Raw genomic sequence first — 16,410 nt, 5'->3', positions numbered from 1 at the left:
ATTATTTTAATGAAAAATGTTCAGCAATAGGACCTAAAGCCAGTGACGGGAAGAATGACAGCGCTGCAATGATCACAATCACCGCGAAGATCATCAACCCAAAGGTTGAGGTATCGCTCTTTAGGGTACCGGCTGATTCAGGGATATATTTTTTGTTGGCTAACAAACCGGCAATAGCCAGCGGACCAATTATCGGCAAGAACCGGCCCAGGATCATCACGATACCGGTAGTGTAGTTCCAGAAAATATTGCCATCGCCCAGTCCTTCAAAACCTGAACCGTTGTTGGCTGCTGATGAAGTGTATTCGTACAGCATTTCGGAGAAACCATGTGTGCCTGGGTTATTTAACCACGCCGAAGGTTTAACAACCCAATCGGCACCTGCCACGTTAACCGCAACGTATGATGAAATGGCCAAACCTACCAGGATAATGAAGGGGTGAAGCAAAGCTATCAGTGAAGCTATCTTCATTTCCCGTGCCTCAATCTTTCGGCCTAAAAACTCTGGTGTACGACCAACCATCAACCCGGAAATAAATACCGCTACAATAATGAAGATGTAGAAGTTAAGGAAACCTACACCGCAACCACCGTAAAAACAGTTGATCATCATGCCCAGCATCATCATGGTGCCTGAAACCGGCATAGCGCTGTCATGCATAGAGTTTACAGAACCGGTAGAAATAATGGTGGTCATGATGCTCCAGTAAGCTGAATTGGCTGGGCCAAACCTTACTTCCTTACCTTCCATAGCACCCGTAGGCTGGCTGATGCCCATTTTAGCGATAGCCGGATTTCCATGCAGCTCGGCATTCATGGTTGGGATCAGTAGCATGAGCATTCCCAGCGTCATCACACCGAAGATTACGTAGGAGAATTTCTTTTTGTTGAGATAGAAACCCAACGCGAATACCAAAGCGATAGGAATAATACATTGCGCTACCAACTCTACAGTATTGGTTAAATAGTTCGGGTTTTCGATTGGGTGGGCAGAGTTTGCGCCAAACCAGCCACCGCCGTTAGTACCCAAGTGTTTAATAGCAACCAATGGAGCAACCGGTCCGCGGGAAACGTGAACGGTATCACCCTGCATACTGATAAAGGTGTCTTTACCTGCATAGCTGGTAGTGATACCATTGAAAGCAAAGATCACGGCTATTACAAATGAAATTGGCAATAACACACGGGTGATTGATTTTACAAAGTACTCCCAAAAGTTGCCCAGCTTATCGGTAACCTTATCTTTCATGGCCCTGAACGCCACCACCAGCGCGGCAATACCTGTGGCAGCCGATACAAAGTGCAGGAACATGAATACAAAGTGTTGGGTAAAGTAGGTAGCACCGCTTTCGCCCGAGTAGTGCTGCAGGTTACAGTTCACTAAAAAGCTGATGGCGGTATTAAAAGCTGTATCTGCCGACTGTCCTGGGTTTGCATCGGGGTTAAGCGGCAAATGGCCCTGAGCCATTAAGCAAACAAAAGCATATATTAACCAAACGCTATTAATGGTAAGCAGGGCCAGCAGGTGCTGTTTCCAGTTCATTTCGCGTTTGGTGTCGATACCGCTGAAGCGGAAAATAAAACGATCAAGCGGGGCAAGAAAATCAAGCCAGGTTTTTTCGCCCTTAAATACCTTAGCTATGTAGCGGCCAAGGGGAATGGCGATAGCTAAGGTGAGCAGGTAGGTGAAAATTACACCCGTTAGTTCAGTGTTCATAGTTTAATTTTAAAATTTTTCGGGTTTGAGAAGTACGTATACCATGTAAATGAACACGGCTATTGCTACGATGAATAATGCGGCCATGACTTTAGATTTTTTCGAAGTATGTTACAGATTTAAAGAAGATCCAGAATACCACTACAAATGTGGCCAGGTAAGCGATTGTGAGTAAAGCATCCATTTTTATGTGTTTTGCAAAGGGCTTTGCCAAGCGGATGCCAAGAAAATTAAATTCTATATAAATAATTGATTATTAATTATTTATATAGATTCAAAAATGTAATATTATTTATTTAAAGGGAATTAAACTATCATTTTGATAGTTGATTATCAAAGTGGGATTGCGTTTTATGTCATTGAGAGGAGGAACGACGAAGCAATCTCGTAGCTCTACAGGGCTGCTATGCTTTCGTGCGATTGCCACGCTTCGCTCGCAATGACATGATGGAGAAAGCCTGCGTATTCCGGCGGCCAGAGGCCGCTTGATAGTCGACACTCGGCTGGAGCCGAGCGTCAGCGGGAGTGGAAAAAAAATTAAAAATCCGAAATCAAAATTCCGAAATCCGAAATCATTCCAAATTATATTCCTTCAACTTCCTGTACAGTGTAGCTACACCGATATTCAGCAGGTGCGCAGCTTCGGCGCGGTTACCGTGGGTATGATTTAACACCCGTTGAATATGTAGTTTCTCTACAGAAGAAAGGTCAAATGCCGAAATTGGGGCACCACTTTTTACCTGTTGCTGCTGAACTTCGTAAGGCAGCAGACTTTCATCAAGTACATTGCTATCGGTCAGGATCACCGCACGCTCTACAATATTTTTTAGTTCGCGGATGTTGCCGGGCCATGGATAGGCTTCCAGTTTTTCAACAAACTCGTCGCTTAGCGTGTTTACCTGCTTTTTTACTTTAAGGGCGAAGTGCTGCATAAAGAACTCGGCCAGTAGTTTGATATCTTTTTTACGCTCGCGCAGGGCAGGCAGCGTGATCTGGAAAACTGAAAGACGGTAATATAAATCCGACCTGAAGTGGCCGTCATTGATCTCATTCAGCAAATTGCGGTTAGTGGCCGCAAGGATACGTACATTAACCTGCGTAGGCTTGGTATCCCCTATTTTAATAAACTGCTGTGACTCGAGCACACGGAGCAATTTGGCCTGCAGGTCATGGTCAAGCTCACCTATCTCATCTAAAAATATGGTACCGCTGTTAGCCTCCTCAAAAAGTCCTTTTTTATCTTTTACAGCCCCGGTGAATGAGCCTGCTTTATGGCCAAACAATTCGCTTTCCAGTAATTCCTTAGTGAAGGCGCTGCAATTTACCGCTACAAATGATTTGGCGCTGCGGTTGCTGGCCTGGTGAATAGCTTCGGCGAAGATCTCTTTACCAGTTCCGGTTTCACCTAATAATAAAACTGTTGTATCCGTAAGGGCAACCTTTTGGGCCAGCTTAATAACATCGGTAATGGCATTAGATTTTCCGATCAACCTGTCGAAACCAAACCTGTCGTTCAGCTTACTTTGCAAGTCCATTACCTGCTGTTGCAGCAGGGCTTTATCCATGGCTTTGCTTACCAGCGGAATGATCTTTTCATTATCATCCCCCTTGGTGATATAATCAAACGCCCCAGCCTTAATGGCTTTTACGCCATCATTAATGGTACCATATGCTGTAAGGACAATTATTTCAGTAGTCGGGTAATTTTTCTTGATGGTTTCAGAAAGGGTGATACCATCAATATCGGGCAGCTTAACATCGCTCAAAACTACCTGGATGCTTTCATGCTGCAGCTTTTTCAAGCCTTCCTTGGCAGTGCCGGCAGTAATAACCTCATGGCCTTCCAACTGTAAAATGCGCGCCAGCAAGTTGCGCAGGCGTTCCTCGTCGTCGATAATTAATAGCTTACCTTTTTGCACCGTTGATTTCTTTTTTGATTACGCTGATGGCGTTGATGAAACAGTCGCAAATATAAACCGTTGATGGAATGATTACGTTGATTACATTGATTTTTTAAGTTGACCTAAAATTCAGATCATATTCATCTGGAAAGTCCACTCAAATACGGGTTCAGATAATCAGCGAAATCAACGGAATCAAATAAATCGGCGGTCACCACCTCGCCCTTCTCGTCGCCCGCATTAGTTGCCTGTGGCGTTTGGCATCATAGTAATCGCTGGTTACCAATATGGCATGAATTACGCCCGGAATCCAGAAAAACAGGGTTAAAAATATATTGAGTATAAAGGCACCAATCCTGCCTGTGGTAAGGATGGCGACAGGTGGCAGTAAAAAACACAGAAAATATCTCATGGCTACAAATAATCTTATTGTTATTTATTTGTTAGATCATCAATAGCAAGTTTTGTTACTGTTTAATTTCTTCGCCCAGGTTAGGCGGCAGCTGATCGCCGTAAAACAGTGCTTTTAATTCGGTGGCATCGTTAGGGTTCATTTTACCGCCCAGTATCAACCTTAACTGGCGGCGGCGAAGCGCACCTTCAAATAATGCCTGTTCTTTTTCGGTTTCGGGCAATAACTCCGCTACGGCTGTTTTCTGCCCGTCTTTATCTAAGGCGACAAAAGTGTAATAAGCCTCATTGCTTTTTACTTTGGTACCCGATGGTATATTTTGGGCCCACACGTCCATCCTTACCTCTACCGAGGTAGTGAACGCCCGCGTAACCTTAGCCTCAATGCTTACCACATCGCCCAGCTTGATGGGGGCTTTAAATGATACATTATCTACTGAAGCGGTTACCACGATACGGTTGCAATGTTTCTGCGCGCAAATGGCAGCAGCAATATCCATCCAATGCAACAGGCGACCGCCCATCAGGTTATTCAATGTATTGGTATCGTTGGGCAATACCAACTCGTTCATGATGGTGTATGAGTCCTGCGGCGTTTTTGTGGTCATGTCAGTTAGATTTGGGGTAAAGATAGGAACCTGGCTGTAAAAAGTGTCATTTCGATGCGAGGAACGAGCGAGAAATCTTATACGACAAGCTTTTACGAGTGCTATATTGCTTTGCAAGGCGTATAAGATTTATCTTTCGCCCCATCGCACATTCCAACCCTCTGCTCTATCGAAATGACAAAAATTATTAATTGGGTTTAGGTCGGGCTCTACCTCTTGGTCATCAACTCCCTGAAACCTACCAGTTCATCCCATCTTGCGCCTGGCGGACGATAGTAGGTTAGCATCTGGTACTCGTTCTCGGTTTCAAAGTGACTGCCCTCAAATGGTACATCGTCGGCTTTGCCCGTTTTGGCATCCAGCCAAACATATTCATAGTCGTACACGCCTTGTTTTAACAGCATGTTTACGGTGTACCTTCCATTATCAAGTGGGTGCAGTTTATTACTTTCTTCAAGGCGATAGTTATTAAACTGCCCTACTACATAAGGAGCACCGTCTTTGGCATCCTTGTTGGTTGATAGCGTGAAGTATACATGCGCGTAATCAGCGTCGGTGGCCGGGGTTGTGCCATCGTTATTCAGTATGTAAAATTTACCGTCGTTATCGTACTGAAAAACATAATTAGGCTGATCGCGAACGGGGTCGCCAAGCAGCACAACTACGTTTGTTGAGTCTTTATAAATTTTGGCCACCCTTTGCGAGTTAAGCTTTAATGTACGCATATCAAACAGCCTAAACTCGTTTCGGCCCGGAAAATCATTAATAGCTACATCATTATAAATCAACTGCGTGCCGCGGATATACGTAGGCTGCCCGTTAAGCATCGCCGTTTCTGTACGGGCATTTTGCATAATAAAGGTACGCAGGGCATAAGCAGGGTTTTGTACCACAAGTCCGGAGTAATCAACCGTAAAATTGATCTTCTGATTAGTTTGCCGGGTTACATTATTGGCCGAAGGTACCAGGTCGGCAGCTATCGATACCCGTTTGCCCAACACATATAACCTGCGGGTAAGCACCATTTTGTTTTGATCGCCATCTTCATACACCTTCAGCACATAATTACCCGATATTTTAGGGGCGATATTATTGTTGGGAAGCGAGATTTCGTAGTGCGTATACTTCTGCATGGTACCGGTGGAATAGTTGTAATTGTACAACCTATCGTCGTTAAAGCTTTGCAGATATTCGGCAGATGAAAGATTTGATGAGTTCCAGTTGGCATCACAATGCTCAATGGTATAATAGTAATTACGGCTACCACCGCGCAGGTCATCAAAAGTCAGCAGTACTTTTTCGTCCGATCCTAAATTGATTACCGGGAAAGAGCCCTGCTTAGCGGTATTATAAAACTCAACGCTCTTTATGGCCGGTGAGTAAACGTTGTTATTATAAGAGGATTGCGCGAAGGTTTTTTGCACAAGCATGGTAAAAATCACCATACCTAAAAATATCTTTGTCAATTTCATTCGTGTTCTATATCTATTTTATCGCGTTGCCAATACTGTTTAACATCAAAACTAAACAATGCAATTGATAAAATAAGGAATGGAATTGCTGATCCAAAGGTAAACTCAGCAAGGCTATCGCCATTGAAAATATCATGAGTGAGAAAAAACAGTCCTATCCACATAATAAAAAGCGCTATAAGCCGGGTAATTATATGCTCTTTATGTGTTGCTATAAAAAGCAAAAGCTGTCCAATAAAAAGCATCAGCGCTGATGCTGCAATTGAATTCTCATAGCTATTTGACAGGCTGAACGACAACTTGTAACCACCTTCATTTGCAAAAGGCAACATTAGCTGAAACATTACCAAGGGTCCAACACCATGTCCTGCACCAATCAAAATAAGAGAACTGGAGATTAACACGGCTATGGCAAGCCCACGATATTGTTTGATCATTTACTAATTAGGTTTTATAAACGAATATAAAAAAGCCGCTATTGCAATGCAATAACGGCTTTAGTTCTATAATCCTTTTAAAGCCCTCTCCTTTTGGGGAGGGTTGGGAGGGGTATTACGATTCCAACTCCAAAATCTGCTCGGCCAGTGCTTCCCACTTTTCCTGAATTTGTTTCAGTTCGGCTTGTTTAGCGGCGTAGGCGGCGTTGGTTTGTTTTAGTTTGGCGTTATCGCTATATATTTTCTCGTCGGCCAGTTGGGTTTCAAACTGCTTTACCTCTTTTTCGAGGTTAGCAATCTGTTCTTCCATTTTGACCAGGTCCTGGTTCAGTTTTTTAAGCTGCTGGTGCTTGCTTTCGCCTTGTGGCTGTTTAACAGGCTCAGGCTTTTTCTCTTCCTTTTTAGGCTGAGGTGCGGGTGCGGCAGCTTTGGGTTCCAGTTTGCGTTTGGCGTTCCATTCGTCAAACTCGGCATAAGTACCCGGATAGATCTTGATCTTCTGATCTTCAATAAACCAAATCTTGTTGGCTACGTTATCAAGGAAATACCTGTCGTGCGATACCACAATGAAAGTACCTTCATATTGGTCAAGCGCCTGGATCAGGATATTTACCGATTGCATATCCAGGTGGTTGGTAGGCTCATCCAGTACCAGGAAGTTAGCATCTGCAGTAAGCGCCTTAGCTAAAGCCACGCGCGATTTTTCGCCACCCGATAATACCTTGATCTTCTTGAACACATCATCGCCGGTAAACAGGAACGAACCTAAAATGGTACGCAACTCGGTATCGGTATGTTTTGGAGCGAATGCCTGCAGCTCCTGAAGAATCTGGTTTTCGAGGTGTAATGACTCCAACTGGTGCTGGGCAAAAAACGTAGTGGTTACGTTATGGCCTGTAGTCATGGTACCTGTATAATCCTTATCGGCCGAGGCGATGATACGCAGTAAGGTTGATTTACCTTTACCGTTTGCACCGATCAGGGCGATTTTATCACCTTTTTCAATTACAGCCTCGCCGCCATTTAAAATATCAATAGCAGGATATTTTTTAACGATATCCTCTAAGGTTACCACGTGCCTGCCCGATTGCTTGGAGAAACGGAAAGCGAAGTTAACCGATGGGTTATCATCATCCACATCATCAATACGCTCCATTTTATCCAGCATTTTGATGCGGGACTGCGCCATTTTAGCTTTTGAGGCTTTGGCACGGAAACGCTCGATCAAACGCTCTTCCTGTTTAATTTTTGATTGCTGGTTTTTAAACTCACCACGCTGAATTTCTTCGCGCAATGCTTTTTCTTCGAGATAGAAAGTATAGTTGCCCGCGTAAACGGTTAGTTTACCTTTACGCGATTCAACGGTGCGGTTAATAACCTTATCCAGGAACCACCTATCGTGCGATACGATAATGATAGCACCTGTAAAAGCTTTCAGGTAATCTTCCAGCCATTGGATAGACGGTAAGTCGAGGTGGTTGGTAGGCTCATCCAGCAACAGGATATCCGGTGCCTGCAAAAGTATCTTGGCCAGCATTACACGCATACGCCAACCACCCGAAAAAGTGCTCAACTTACGCTTGCAATCCTCATCGCTGAAACCTAAGCCCGCCAAAATTTCGTGAGCTTTGTATTCGATATTGTAGCCGTCAAGCAACTCAAACTCGTGTTGTTTGTCGCTTAGTTTATTTAATAGTTCTTCGCTATAATCCGTTTCCAGCTTTTTAAGCAGGTTTTCGATCTCATCGTGCAGCTGGTTCTGGCGCTCAAAGGCTTCCATGGCCACATGTACAATATTTTTATCAGATGAATAAGAAAGCAAATCCTGGTTAAGGTACCCCATGGTAAGGTCCTTAGCCATTGAAACAGTTCCGGAGGTAGGCTTGTAATCGCCTACAATAATTTTTAAAAGGGTGGTTTTACCAGTACCGTTGGCACCGATTAAACCAATTTTTTCACCGGGTTTAATATGCCAGTTGGCTTCATCATATAGGGCCCGCGCACCAATCTCGAACGTAAGGTTATTTATAGCAATCATTTACGCGCAAAGATACGGTTTTTGTTGTAAGGTTAAAGGCGAAAGGTCTTTTGGGGAAGGTGAAAGGATAAAGGTAAAAGGCGAAAGGTAAAATGCAGGTTAGCCACTTGCAAAGCTGTAGCTACCTTTTGCCTTTTACCTTTATCCTTTTACCTTAAAACAATCTTTAGCCTTTTACCTTTAAACAGTTCCTACGGCTTTCAGCCATGTTTGGGCCATGAGGGCTTCGCCGGCTACACTGGGGTGTACGCCATCAAGGTTCCAGTAGGTGGCCGGGGCGGTTTGCTCGGCTTTGTCAAATGCTGATTGATAAGGCACAAATACCGAGTCAAACTCGGCAGCTATATCTTTGGCCGCTTTGCGGAACAAATCAAACGTTGGGTACCATTTATCATCAACAGCCTTTACATTTTTTTCGGCGAAAGGCTCGCAGATCACCAGTTTAATATCCGGCAAGGCTTGTTTGGTGCGGGTAAGCAGTTTTTTATAATCGGTGATATAAGTATCAATTGTGCCGGTGTAGCCGCCGGTAAGCGTATGCCAAAAATCGTTAACGCCAATATGGATGCTCAGCACATTGGGTTTCAGGGCTAAACAATCAGTATCCCAGCGCTCGGCCAGTTGATATACCTTGTTACCGCTGATACCTTTATTGTAGATTTTTAAACCTTTATCAGCGTGTTTTAGCAACAATTGCGAAGCTGTAAGCAACGCATAGCCGGAGCCTAAAGCGCTGGTAGTATTGGGTTCGGTTTTGTTATGATCGCGGCCCCAGTCGGTGATGGAATCGCCCTGAAAAAGTACTACGTCGCCCTGGTTAAAGGTTAATTTTTTTGCCGGTTTTTCGGCAGCCAATGCCGACGACACAATGGAAGGAATGCCCATAGAGGCGATAGTACCCAAAGCGGCTGTCTTTAAAAAATTGCGGCGATAGTTTTGTACGGTATTTTTCATTTGTGGATTATAAAAGGTATTTGCCGAATTTACTGATTTGCCGCAACTATGGAAACTTTGTTCGGTTTAGTATCAGGATTTGTAAAAGGAATATTACTTAAGGCCTCAGGGTCCTCTGCGAGAGACCCTGACGGGACAGAAAGGGCGAAGCTGAAAGCTTCGGCTATACTCAACCACGGGTTACGCTTCGCTAAACCCGCGGTAGTTATTCTTTTATTTATCAGCCACAAAATTTATAGGTTTTTCTGGATCATAGCTAACATAAACCCGTTTCCAGGGGGCATCATCAATTAATTTCCATTTATGGGCGGTACCTGTAGTATCCTGCGCTACCAGGATCTCGCCGGGCTTAAGTATAAACTTTTCGCCTGGATACGTTTCAAATTCAAGTATTCCTGTAATAGAAATCACATATTGATGCGTAGGGGCATTGTGATAATCATAAAACGCATACGGTTCCGACTCCTGGAACCTGATGGCCAAAGCTTCATTCAGCGGACCTAATTCAACCATACCTTTTTCTATGTGCGAATGACCGTCTTCGCCGGTATATAACCTGTAGGCTTTTATCATGGTGGCTAAACTAACATTTAACTGTTAATACCACCTATTTGCTGTGTAATTATTGCAAAACGGTTATCATATCAACACAAAATGTTCATTTTGTTTAGTTTTAAAAATTATGGTCTTGCGATGAAACTTCCGGCCCTTTTAACGGTTCAATAAAACATTATGCCAGTAGCTGTATCTACCAAACGTTTTCAATTTTTGCCGTACCTTATCAGTCTGCTGATTGTTTTGGCTATCGGATTTGTGGCCTCACTGGTAACCCGGCCCGAAATTGCGGGTTGGTACAATACCCTCAAAAAGCCTCCGTTTAATCCCCCATCCTGGCTATTCGCGCCGGTTTGGACGGTAATTTATATCATGATAGCAACCTCGGCTTACCTGGTTTGGAAACAACGCAGCCGCAAGCCCGCTTATATCATAGCCCGCTCGGTATACTCTATTCAGCTTACTTTAAACTTTTCATGGTCAATCATATTCTTCGGCATGCACCAGATAGCCGCTGCCATGATCGTAATCATTTTACTGTGGATCAGCATTATGATCAATACAAACTGGTTTAACAAGTTTAGCCGGACTGCCGCATGGCTGCTTGTCCCCTATTTGTTATGGGTGAGTTTTGCCAGCGTGCTTAACGTGAGTATTTATTTCCTTAACCGATAGCTCATAAAAAACACTATTTTTATTGCAGATAATTACAGCATCGATAAAGAAGCTTTCTATCAACCATGAAAAAACTCTTACTTATTTTTTGTCTTATTACCGCTGCACACAGCTTTGCATTTGCCGATAAAACCGCCATTAACAACTTTGTAGTTAAAGAAAACCCCTTCGCTGTTGACGAGGTTGCCGTGGTAGCCACCGATACAGCAGGCGTGATACAGGAAAATGTAAACGGCGTTTTCACCTTTGTCATGAACGGCTTTACCGAAGAACTGAAGTTTGACAAAGGCACAGCTTTCTATCGTCACAAGCTCGATCGTTCAAGCTTTTTGTATGCCAAGCATATGAACGATAGCGGAACACATGCCATATTGTATTACATCTATAAACACGATAGTAAACTAAGTCCTTTCCATATCAGTTGGGTACTGTTGGTGGCTGTCCCGCTTTTGCTGGTGTTGCTGGCCTATATGTTTAAGCGCTTCATTATTATCGCGGTAGTGATCTTCTGTATTTTCTTATACTTCAACTATCACAACGGCTTAAGCATTCCAACCTTTTTCGAAAGTATTATTGACGGATTGAAGAATATGTTTTAGACTCGGAGAGGTGGTAAAAGGATAAAGGTGAAAGGCAAAAGGTAGCTGCAGCTTTGCAAATCAAGTAGCAAAAGATTGCAGTGGCTTTACGAATTATTCAAACGAGGCTTATCATCTGATTTTCAATACCTTTTTCCTTTTACCTTTCAGCTTAACCTAACTAAAATGGCAATCCTATACCAAAGTTAAGCTGCATAAAGTTGTAGCTTTCGCCTCCGTTGGCTGCTTCGTAAGCTTTTTTGAATGAGCCTTTGCTGAATAATTCGCCTGCATGGTTAACCAATACCCATTGGTCGCTGCCATTAAATTGAGGGTCTTTAAATTTAAAGGCGGCATCCAGCCTGAAAACAAAGAAGCTTAAATCAAACCGGAGACCGGTACCTATGCCCATTGCTGTTGAGCTTAAAAAATTACTGAACTTGAACTGACCATTCGGGTTATCCGGCTCATCATGTAAGCGCCATACGTTACCTGCGTCAACAAAAAATGCGCCTTTAAGCTTCGCTCCAAAAAAGTTATCGGCAAGCTTATAGCGGTATTCGGCATTGGCTACAAATTTAATTTCACCAAACTCATCAAGATATTTTAAGCGGGCCCTTGTGGTATTATCCGCACCATAATAGGTTCCCCGGTTAAATTGCCCCGGTCCAAGGGTGCGCGGCAACCAGGCCCTGATATCATTGGCACCACCGGTATAGAAGTTCTTCTCAAAAATAAGCTGATTACTATTACCGTAAGGAATACCAATACCTGGGTTAATACGGAACACAAACTGCCTTTCGCCGCCTAAGCTGCGGTAAAAACGGGTATCCAGTTCAACCTTGGTGTATTGAGCAAAGGTATAGCCAAAAAGTTTATGTTGCCCTAAAGTATCTTTAGGGGCGTTTGTAATGTTACTGATGAGATTAAGAAAGTTGCCGCCAAGATCTAAACTACCGCGGAAATAGGTAAAGTTTTCGTAGCTGTTAAGCTTTATGGCATTAACCTGGTAAGTGTATTGGCTTCCCGCCGTAAAAACGGTACGCCCGATAAGATAAACGTACGAGTACCTATTTTGCTTAAGTAAGGTATCACGTGCTGCCGGATCAATTATACCTCTGGAAAATTCAATACTGATGGGCGTAATAGTATGTGATTTATATGGCGTATCAAAAAAGTCGTAAGTGATGGAATTGATAAAACTTTCGCGCTTAACCAGGTCTTTTTGAAAGAACAGTGAGTAGTTTGACGAGAATGTAGTATGCGGAACTGCGAATTTACCGAGGAAAGGAAATTTAAACGGCAACAAAAGGCGGGGATAAGTAAGCTGCGCACCAGCCCTGAACTCCTGGTTTTGGATACTGCTATGATCGTTACCTACTGTATTTCCATTATCAAAAAGGATACTCCAGTTCACTTTTAACTGCAAAATAGCAGCCTGTTTAAATAAGTTCCTGTCGGTAAAAGTATTACCTACGTTATAACCAAAACGCCCCCCACTAAACAGCACCTCTCCTTCCACACGGTCGCTCATGCGTTTCAGGGGCACTATATCTATCCGGGTATCGAGCTTATTGGAGCTATCTTTCAGCTTTTCGTAAACCGGGTTGGGCACATTTCTGAAAACGTTTAACTCTGATAAGCGCGTGGTGGTGCGTGTTTGCTTATCAATATCATAGATCTCGCCCTTTTTCTGGAAAACATAATCGGTTACTACTCTTGGCTTAAACCTTTTTGAGTAATCAACAAACCTGAATTGCGAGTCGACCTGTATGGTATCAACTTTACCAAGGGTACGGCCCTGGCTGTTTGATATCGTGATCAATGTATTGTTGATGGTATAAACCGGGTGCTGGGTTTTCCCTGCCGGATTATCAATGATCATTTTTACATCAACAACACTGCTGTTAAAGGTTGAATCGTAAGTAAAATTGATATACTGGCGGTAAAAATCATAGTAGCCGTTATGCTTCATCAACAGATAAAGCTGATCCCGGTCGTAAGCTAAGCTATCGGTATCAAAGCGCCCGCCGGGTTGTATATGCGTAATTTTATTGCGGTTGGCGTTGTATAGGTTTTTGATATTGTTATCGCCGATACTATCGGTAAACTTACGGATGCGGAACATAGGGCCTTCATCGGCAGTAAAAACTAATTCGGCCTTTTGCTTTTTGATCACAACGCTATCGGTAACCCTGCCTTTAAGATAACCACGGCTGCGGATAAACTTTTCCATCTGCAGGCGCGAGTACTCAATCAGGTTGCTATCCACAACCACCGGGGCTTCACCAATATTTTTTTTACCTTTTTTACTGAAAGTATAGTAGAGCTGTAAATTGAGCCAGTTGTTGGGTTGCTGCTCCTTATCTACATAATTTATAGCAGCTTCAGAAAATTCTTCGTCGATTCCTTTAATGGTAATTTTGCGCACCAGCGCCTGGTCTTTACGGATGCCACGGGTAATACTGCAGCCCGAACCGATAATAACCAGCAAAATACTTAATATTGTAAGGCGGTAAACAGCAGGTTTAGTATATGCTTTCAAAATCACAGATCAGTTTATTAAAGTCCTTACAACATAAAAAATTCCGTAAAGAGCATGGCTTGTTTTTGGTTGAAGGCTACAAATCGGTTATCGAGTTTGTAAATGCCGCATACCAGGTTGATACTATATACCATACCGCCGAAACTGCTCCAAAAATGCTGAATTTATCCCGAAAAATAAATTTTCAGGAAATTTCATCGGCCGACCTGGAAAAGATCAGCAGTTTGAAAACCCCGCAAGAGGTAATTGGTTTGGTTAAAATACCAAAATGGCCCGCATTAAATTATAACCTCCTGAAAAACAAGTTTTCGCTGGTGCTTGATGGTGTGCAGGATCCCGGCAACATGGGTACCATTATCCGCACGGCCGACTGGTTTGGCATTGCCGATATCATTTGCTCTGAAGACACTGTTGACGTTTACAACCCGAAAGTGGTACAGGCAACCATGGGGTCCTTAGCAAGAGTAAACGTACACTACGGCGATCTGTTAACCATCCTCCCCCAGATAAAACTCCCTTTATTTGGCGCAATGCTGGATGGTGAAAATATTTATACTACAAATTTCGGAACGGAGGGTTTATTGGCCATGGGAAACGAAGGTAATGGCTTACGCCCTGAAATACAGGACTTAATCAATAAAAAAGTAACTATTCCGCGCGTAGGACAGGCCGAATCATTGAATGTTGCCATTGCCACGGCCATACTTTGTTCAGAAATTAAGCGAAATTCGTTCAAATAAATTTGTTCGCTAAAAATAATTACTATCTTTGCAGTCCTTAAAAAAGGGTCGGATGGCCGAGTGGCTAGGCAGAGGTCTGCAAAACCTTTTACAGCGGTTCGAATCCGCTTCCGACCTCAGGGTTAAAAAATATTTAAAATACAAGACAATGGGCGTTACTCGTTTAAAAAGAAAAGACAGGAGAAATAAAACTTTTTCACGTTTAGAAGTTCAGTTCCTTAAACTGGCTACTAACCTGGAATACGGAAGCCGTTCTGCTGAGTCAAAACACAGCCAGATAGCTAAAAACAATGCAGCTTTAGATATCGCATTAGGTAAATAATTTATCTCCTTCTTCTTTAGAAGAAAAAAGACTTAAAGTCCTGCCGGTATCCGGCGGGACTTTTTTTTATGCCTGAATCTAAACCATGATTTTTAGGATTTAAGGATGGGCGTAATGCTCTCGTCTCTCCGAGCTTGTGTCCTCATAGGCTCATGTTAAATACTGTTCAATAACAAAAAGACAGTAGCGTTTCCGTGGGGACACGGAAACGGGGAGAGTTAACAGATGTTCATTTTCCCGCAACCGTGTCCTCACGGTCGCCAGTAGACAAGTGTTGGAATACATCGATGACAGGAGTTGAAAACACAGAATATCCGCGGGGCACGGGGATCAAAAAGAAAATCCGTTTAATCCCGGTTCAGAAGCTTTTTATTAATCCTGCCAATCAATCCCGGTCCCTCATAAATAAAGCCCGTATAAAGCTGCACTAATGACGCACCAGCATTTAGTTTATCAATAGCATCTTCAGCCGAATGAATCCCTCCTACTCCTATAATAGGGAATGAACCTTTTGATTTTTCATGCAGATAAGCAATAACTTCTGTTGAGCGTTTGGTAAGTGGTTTGCCGCTTAACCCACCCATTTCTTCTTTTAGTTTTGATGGCGATGATAGGTTTTCCCGACTGATAGTAGTATTAGTGGCTATTAAGCCTGCTATACCTGTTTGCTGAACGATATCAACAATATCATCCAATTGTGAGTCGGTTAAATCAGGGGCAATTTTTAGCAGTATAGGTCTGCTGACACCGTTTTTATTATTGCGTTGCTGCAAGGTGTTCAGAATTTCCATCAACGGGCCTTTCTCCTGCAGGGCACGCAGGCCAGGGGTATTAGGTGAGCTTACGTTCACAACAAAATAATCAACCACATCAAACAAACGGTCGAAGCATTTAATATAATCGCTTACAGCCTCCTCATTAGGGGTAACTTTGTTCTTGCCGATGTTTCCGCCGATGATTAAACCTTTATTAGCGTTTTTAGGATCGCGTCTGAAGGCTGCAATGCGCTCGGCAGCGATATCCACACCAAAATTATTAAAACCCATGCGGTTAACAAGCGCGCTATCTGCCGGCAGGCGAAACATGCGCGGTTTATCATTACCCGGTTGAGGCAAGGGTGTAACGGTCCCAATCTCAACAAAGCCAAAACCCATATTAGCCATCTCGCCCATCATTTCGGCATTTTTGTCAAAACCCGCGGCAAGACCAACAGGGTTCCTGAATTTAAGACCAAAAACTTCACGTTCAAGCTTTGGATCTTTCACATCCCAGATTGCCTTACTTAATGCTGTACCACCCGGGAAACGGTTAAAACGTTTGAGGTTACGGGTAACAAAGTAATGCACATTTTCGGGATCGAACTTAAACAGGATGGGTTTTATCAACTGATACATGCCGCGAAGTTAGCACATTCCAACGCGTTGAACAAACGGGATCTGTGGAGGCGATTGACACTA

At 43.3% G+C, this 16,410-nt stretch carries 16 protein-coding genes and 1 tRNA gene; 5 read left to right on the top strand and 12 right to left on the bottom strand.

Translation table 11 applies throughout. From position 1 onward, the window contains the following. Position 1: 1 nt before the first annotated feature. From kdpA to DUL71_RS02225, 10 genes are all read right to left on the bottom strand, one after another. Positions 2-1,717, bottom strand: coding sequence for a potassium-transporting ATPase subunit KdpA (gene kdpA, locus DUL71_RS02270; protein ID WP_114936543.1), 1,716 nt, complete (start codon positions 1,715-1,717; stop codon positions 2-4). Positions 1,718-1,726: 9 nt separating this feature from the next. Next, a complete protein-coding gene (kdpF, locus tag DUL71_RS32750; protein ID WP_083879072.1) occupies positions 1,727-1,804 on the bottom strand; it encodes a K(+)-transporting ATPase subunit F in 78 nt (25 codons plus the stop codon). 485 nt (positions 1,805-2,289) lie between these two features. Next, positions 2,290-3,636 (bottom strand): sigma-54-dependent transcriptional regulator, encoded by a 1,347-nt coding sequence (locus DUL71_RS02260; protein WP_112572310.1) that lies wholly within the window; start codon positions 3,634-3,636, stop codon positions 2,290-2,292. Between the two features lie 193 nt (positions 3,637-3,829). Further along, complete coding sequence (locus DUL71_RS02255; protein WP_110586577.1) at positions 3,830-4,030, bottom strand: YqaE/Pmp3 family membrane protein; 201 nt, start codon at positions 4,028-4,030, stop codon at positions 3,830-3,832. A 55-nt stretch (positions 4,031-4,085) separates the two neighbouring features. Next, on the bottom strand, positions 4,086-4,637 hold the full coding sequence (locus DUL71_RS02250; protein ID WP_114936542.1) for an acyl-CoA thioesterase: 552 nt from the start codon (positions 4,635-4,637) through the stop codon (positions 4,086-4,088). Positions 4,638-4,846: 209 nt separating this feature from the next. Then, positions 4,847-6,109 (bottom strand): type IX secretion system plug protein, encoded by a 1,263-nt coding sequence (locus tag DUL71_RS02245; protein WP_244228682.1) that lies wholly within the window; start codon positions 6,107-6,109, stop codon positions 4,847-4,849. Beyond that, on the bottom strand, positions 6,106-6,546 hold the full coding sequence (locus tag DUL71_RS02240; RefSeq protein WP_114936541.1) for a hypothetical protein: 441 nt from the start codon (positions 6,544-6,546) through the stop codon (positions 6,106-6,108). Before DUL71_RS02240 ends, DUL71_RS02245 begins: the two co-directional genes overlap by 4 nt. A gap of 115 nt (positions 6,547-6,661) precedes the next feature. Further along, a complete protein-coding gene (abc-f, locus tag DUL71_RS02235; RefSeq protein WP_114936540.1) occupies positions 6,662-8,584 on the bottom strand; it encodes a ribosomal protection-like ABC-F family protein in 1,923 nt (640 codons plus the stop codon). A 180-nt stretch (positions 8,585-8,764) separates the two neighbouring features. Continuing rightward, positions 8,765-9,538: an SGNH/GDSL hydrolase family protein gene (locus DUL71_RS02230; RefSeq protein ID WP_114936539.1), complete on the bottom strand. Its 774-nt coding sequence runs from the start codon at positions 9,536-9,538 to the stop codon at positions 8,765-8,767. A gap of 213 nt (positions 9,539-9,751) precedes the next feature. After that, entirely contained in the window at positions 9,752-10,111 is a 360-nt protein-coding gene (locus DUL71_RS02225) for a cupin domain-containing protein (RefSeq protein WP_114936538.1), read from the bottom strand. A 159-nt stretch (positions 10,112-10,270) separates the two neighbouring features. On the opposite strand from DUL71_RS02225, the gene DUL71_RS02220 reads away from it, so the two are divergent. Both DUL71_RS02220 and DUL71_RS02215 read left to right on the top strand, forming a co-directional pair. After that, positions 10,271-10,768 (top strand): TspO/MBR family protein, encoded by a 498-nt coding sequence (locus DUL71_RS02220; RefSeq protein ID WP_114936537.1) that lies wholly within the window; start codon positions 10,271-10,273, stop codon positions 10,766-10,768. Positions 10,769-10,833: 65 nt separating this feature from the next. Further along, positions 10,834-11,367 (top strand): hypothetical protein, encoded by a 534-nt coding sequence (locus DUL71_RS02215; protein WP_114936536.1) that lies wholly within the window; start codon positions 10,834-10,836, stop codon positions 11,365-11,367. A gap of 160 nt (positions 11,368-11,527) precedes the next feature. Here the strand turns inward: DUL71_RS02215 and tamL are convergent, their stop codons facing one another. Then, positions 11,528-13,891 carry a translocation and assembly module lipoprotein TamL gene (gene tamL, locus DUL71_RS02210; protein ID WP_154402293.1) on the bottom strand — a complete coding sequence of 788 codons (2,364 nt, stop codon included), beginning with the start codon at positions 13,889-13,891 and terminating at the stop codon, positions 11,528-11,530. Here tamL and DUL71_RS02205 point away from each other — a divergent pair. The 3 genes from DUL71_RS02205 to DUL71_RS02195 all read left to right on the top strand — a co-directional run bounded on the left by DUL71_RS02205 (position 13,882) and on the right by DUL71_RS02195 (position 14,953). Then, the gene (locus DUL71_RS02205) at positions 13,882-14,631 is read left to right on the top strand and encodes a TrmH family RNA methyltransferase (protein WP_114936534.1); all 750 of its coding nucleotides are present in this window, start codon (positions 13,882-13,884) and stop codon (positions 14,629-14,631) included. The genes tamL and DUL71_RS02205 overlap by 10 nt on opposite strands. Before the next feature lie 46 nt (positions 14,632-14,677). Then, positions 14,678-14,748, top strand: a tRNA-Cys gene (locus tag DUL71_RS02200). A 31-nt stretch (positions 14,749-14,779) separates the two neighbouring features. Next, positions 14,780-14,953 (top strand): spore protein, encoded by a 174-nt coding sequence (locus DUL71_RS02195; RefSeq protein ID WP_090527770.1) that lies wholly within the window; start codon positions 14,780-14,782, stop codon positions 14,951-14,953. 347 nt (positions 14,954-15,300) lie between these two features. Here the strand turns inward: DUL71_RS02195 and DUL71_RS02190 are convergent, their stop codons facing one another. Beyond that, positions 15,301-16,347 (bottom strand): quinone-dependent dihydroorotate dehydrogenase, encoded by a 1,047-nt coding sequence (locus DUL71_RS02190; protein WP_114936533.1) that lies wholly within the window; start codon positions 16,345-16,347, stop codon positions 15,301-15,303. Between the last annotated feature and the right edge of the window lie 63 nt (positions 16,348-16,410).

Origin of the sequence: Mucilaginibacter endophyticus (assembly GCF_003351025.1) — a bacterium.
In the GTDB taxonomy this organism is placed as follows: Bacteria; Bacteroidota; Bacteroidia; order Sphingobacteriales; family Sphingobacteriaceae; genus Mucilaginibacter; species Mucilaginibacter endophyticus.
The sequence above is the reverse complement of the archived record's forward strand: the minus strand, read 5'-3'. Positions and strand labels throughout refer to the sequence as shown.

Coding starts and splice junctions, on each gene's coding strand:
- DUL71_RS02245 (WP_244228682.1), bottom strand. CDS start 6,109: ATGAAATTGACAAAGATATTTTTAGGTATGGTGATTTTTACCATGCTT.
- abc-f (WP_114936540.1), bottom strand. CDS start 8,584: ATGATTGCTATAAATAACCTTACGTTCGAGATTGGTGCGCGGGCCCTA.
- DUL71_RS02205 (WP_114936534.1), top strand. CDS start 13,882: ATGCTTTCAAAATCACAGATCAGTTTATTAAAGTCCTTACAACATAAA.
- DUL71_RS02220 (WP_114936537.1), top strand. CDS start 10,271: ATGCCAGTAGCTGTATCTACCAAACGTTTTCAATTTTTGCCGTACCTT.
- kdpF (WP_083879072.1), bottom strand. CDS start 1,804: ATGGCCGCATTATTCATCGTAGCAATAGCCGTGTTCATTTACATGGTA.
- DUL71_RS02230 (WP_114936539.1), bottom strand. CDS start 9,538: ATGAAAAATACCGTACAAAACTATCGCCGCAATTTTTTAAAGACAGCC.
- kdpA (WP_114936543.1), bottom strand. CDS start 1,717: ATGAACACTGAACTAACGGGTGTAATTTTCACCTACCTGCTCACCTTA.
- DUL71_RS02250 (WP_114936542.1), bottom strand. CDS start 4,637: ATGACCACAAAAACGCCGCAGGACTCATACACCATCATGAACGAGTTG.
- DUL71_RS02195 (WP_090527770.1), top strand. CDS start 14,780: ATGGGCGTTACTCGTTTAAAAAGAAAAGACAGGAGAAATAAAACTTTT.
- DUL71_RS02240 (WP_114936541.1), bottom strand. CDS start 6,546: ATGATCAAACAATATCGTGGGCTTGCCATAGCCGTGTTAATCTCCAGT.
- DUL71_RS02255 (WP_110586577.1), bottom strand. CDS start 4,030: ATGAGATATTTTCTGTGTTTTTTACTGCCACCTGTCGCCATCCTTACC.
- DUL71_RS02190 (WP_114936533.1), bottom strand. CDS start 16,347: ATGTATCAGTTGATAAAACCCATCCTGTTTAAGTTCGATCCCGAAAAT.
- DUL71_RS02225 (WP_114936538.1), bottom strand. CDS start 10,111: ATGATAAAAGCCTACAGGTTATATACCGGCGAAGACGGTCATTCGCAC.
- DUL71_RS02215 (WP_114936536.1), top strand. CDS start 10,834: ATGAAAAAACTCTTACTTATTTTTTGTCTTATTACCGCTGCACACAGC.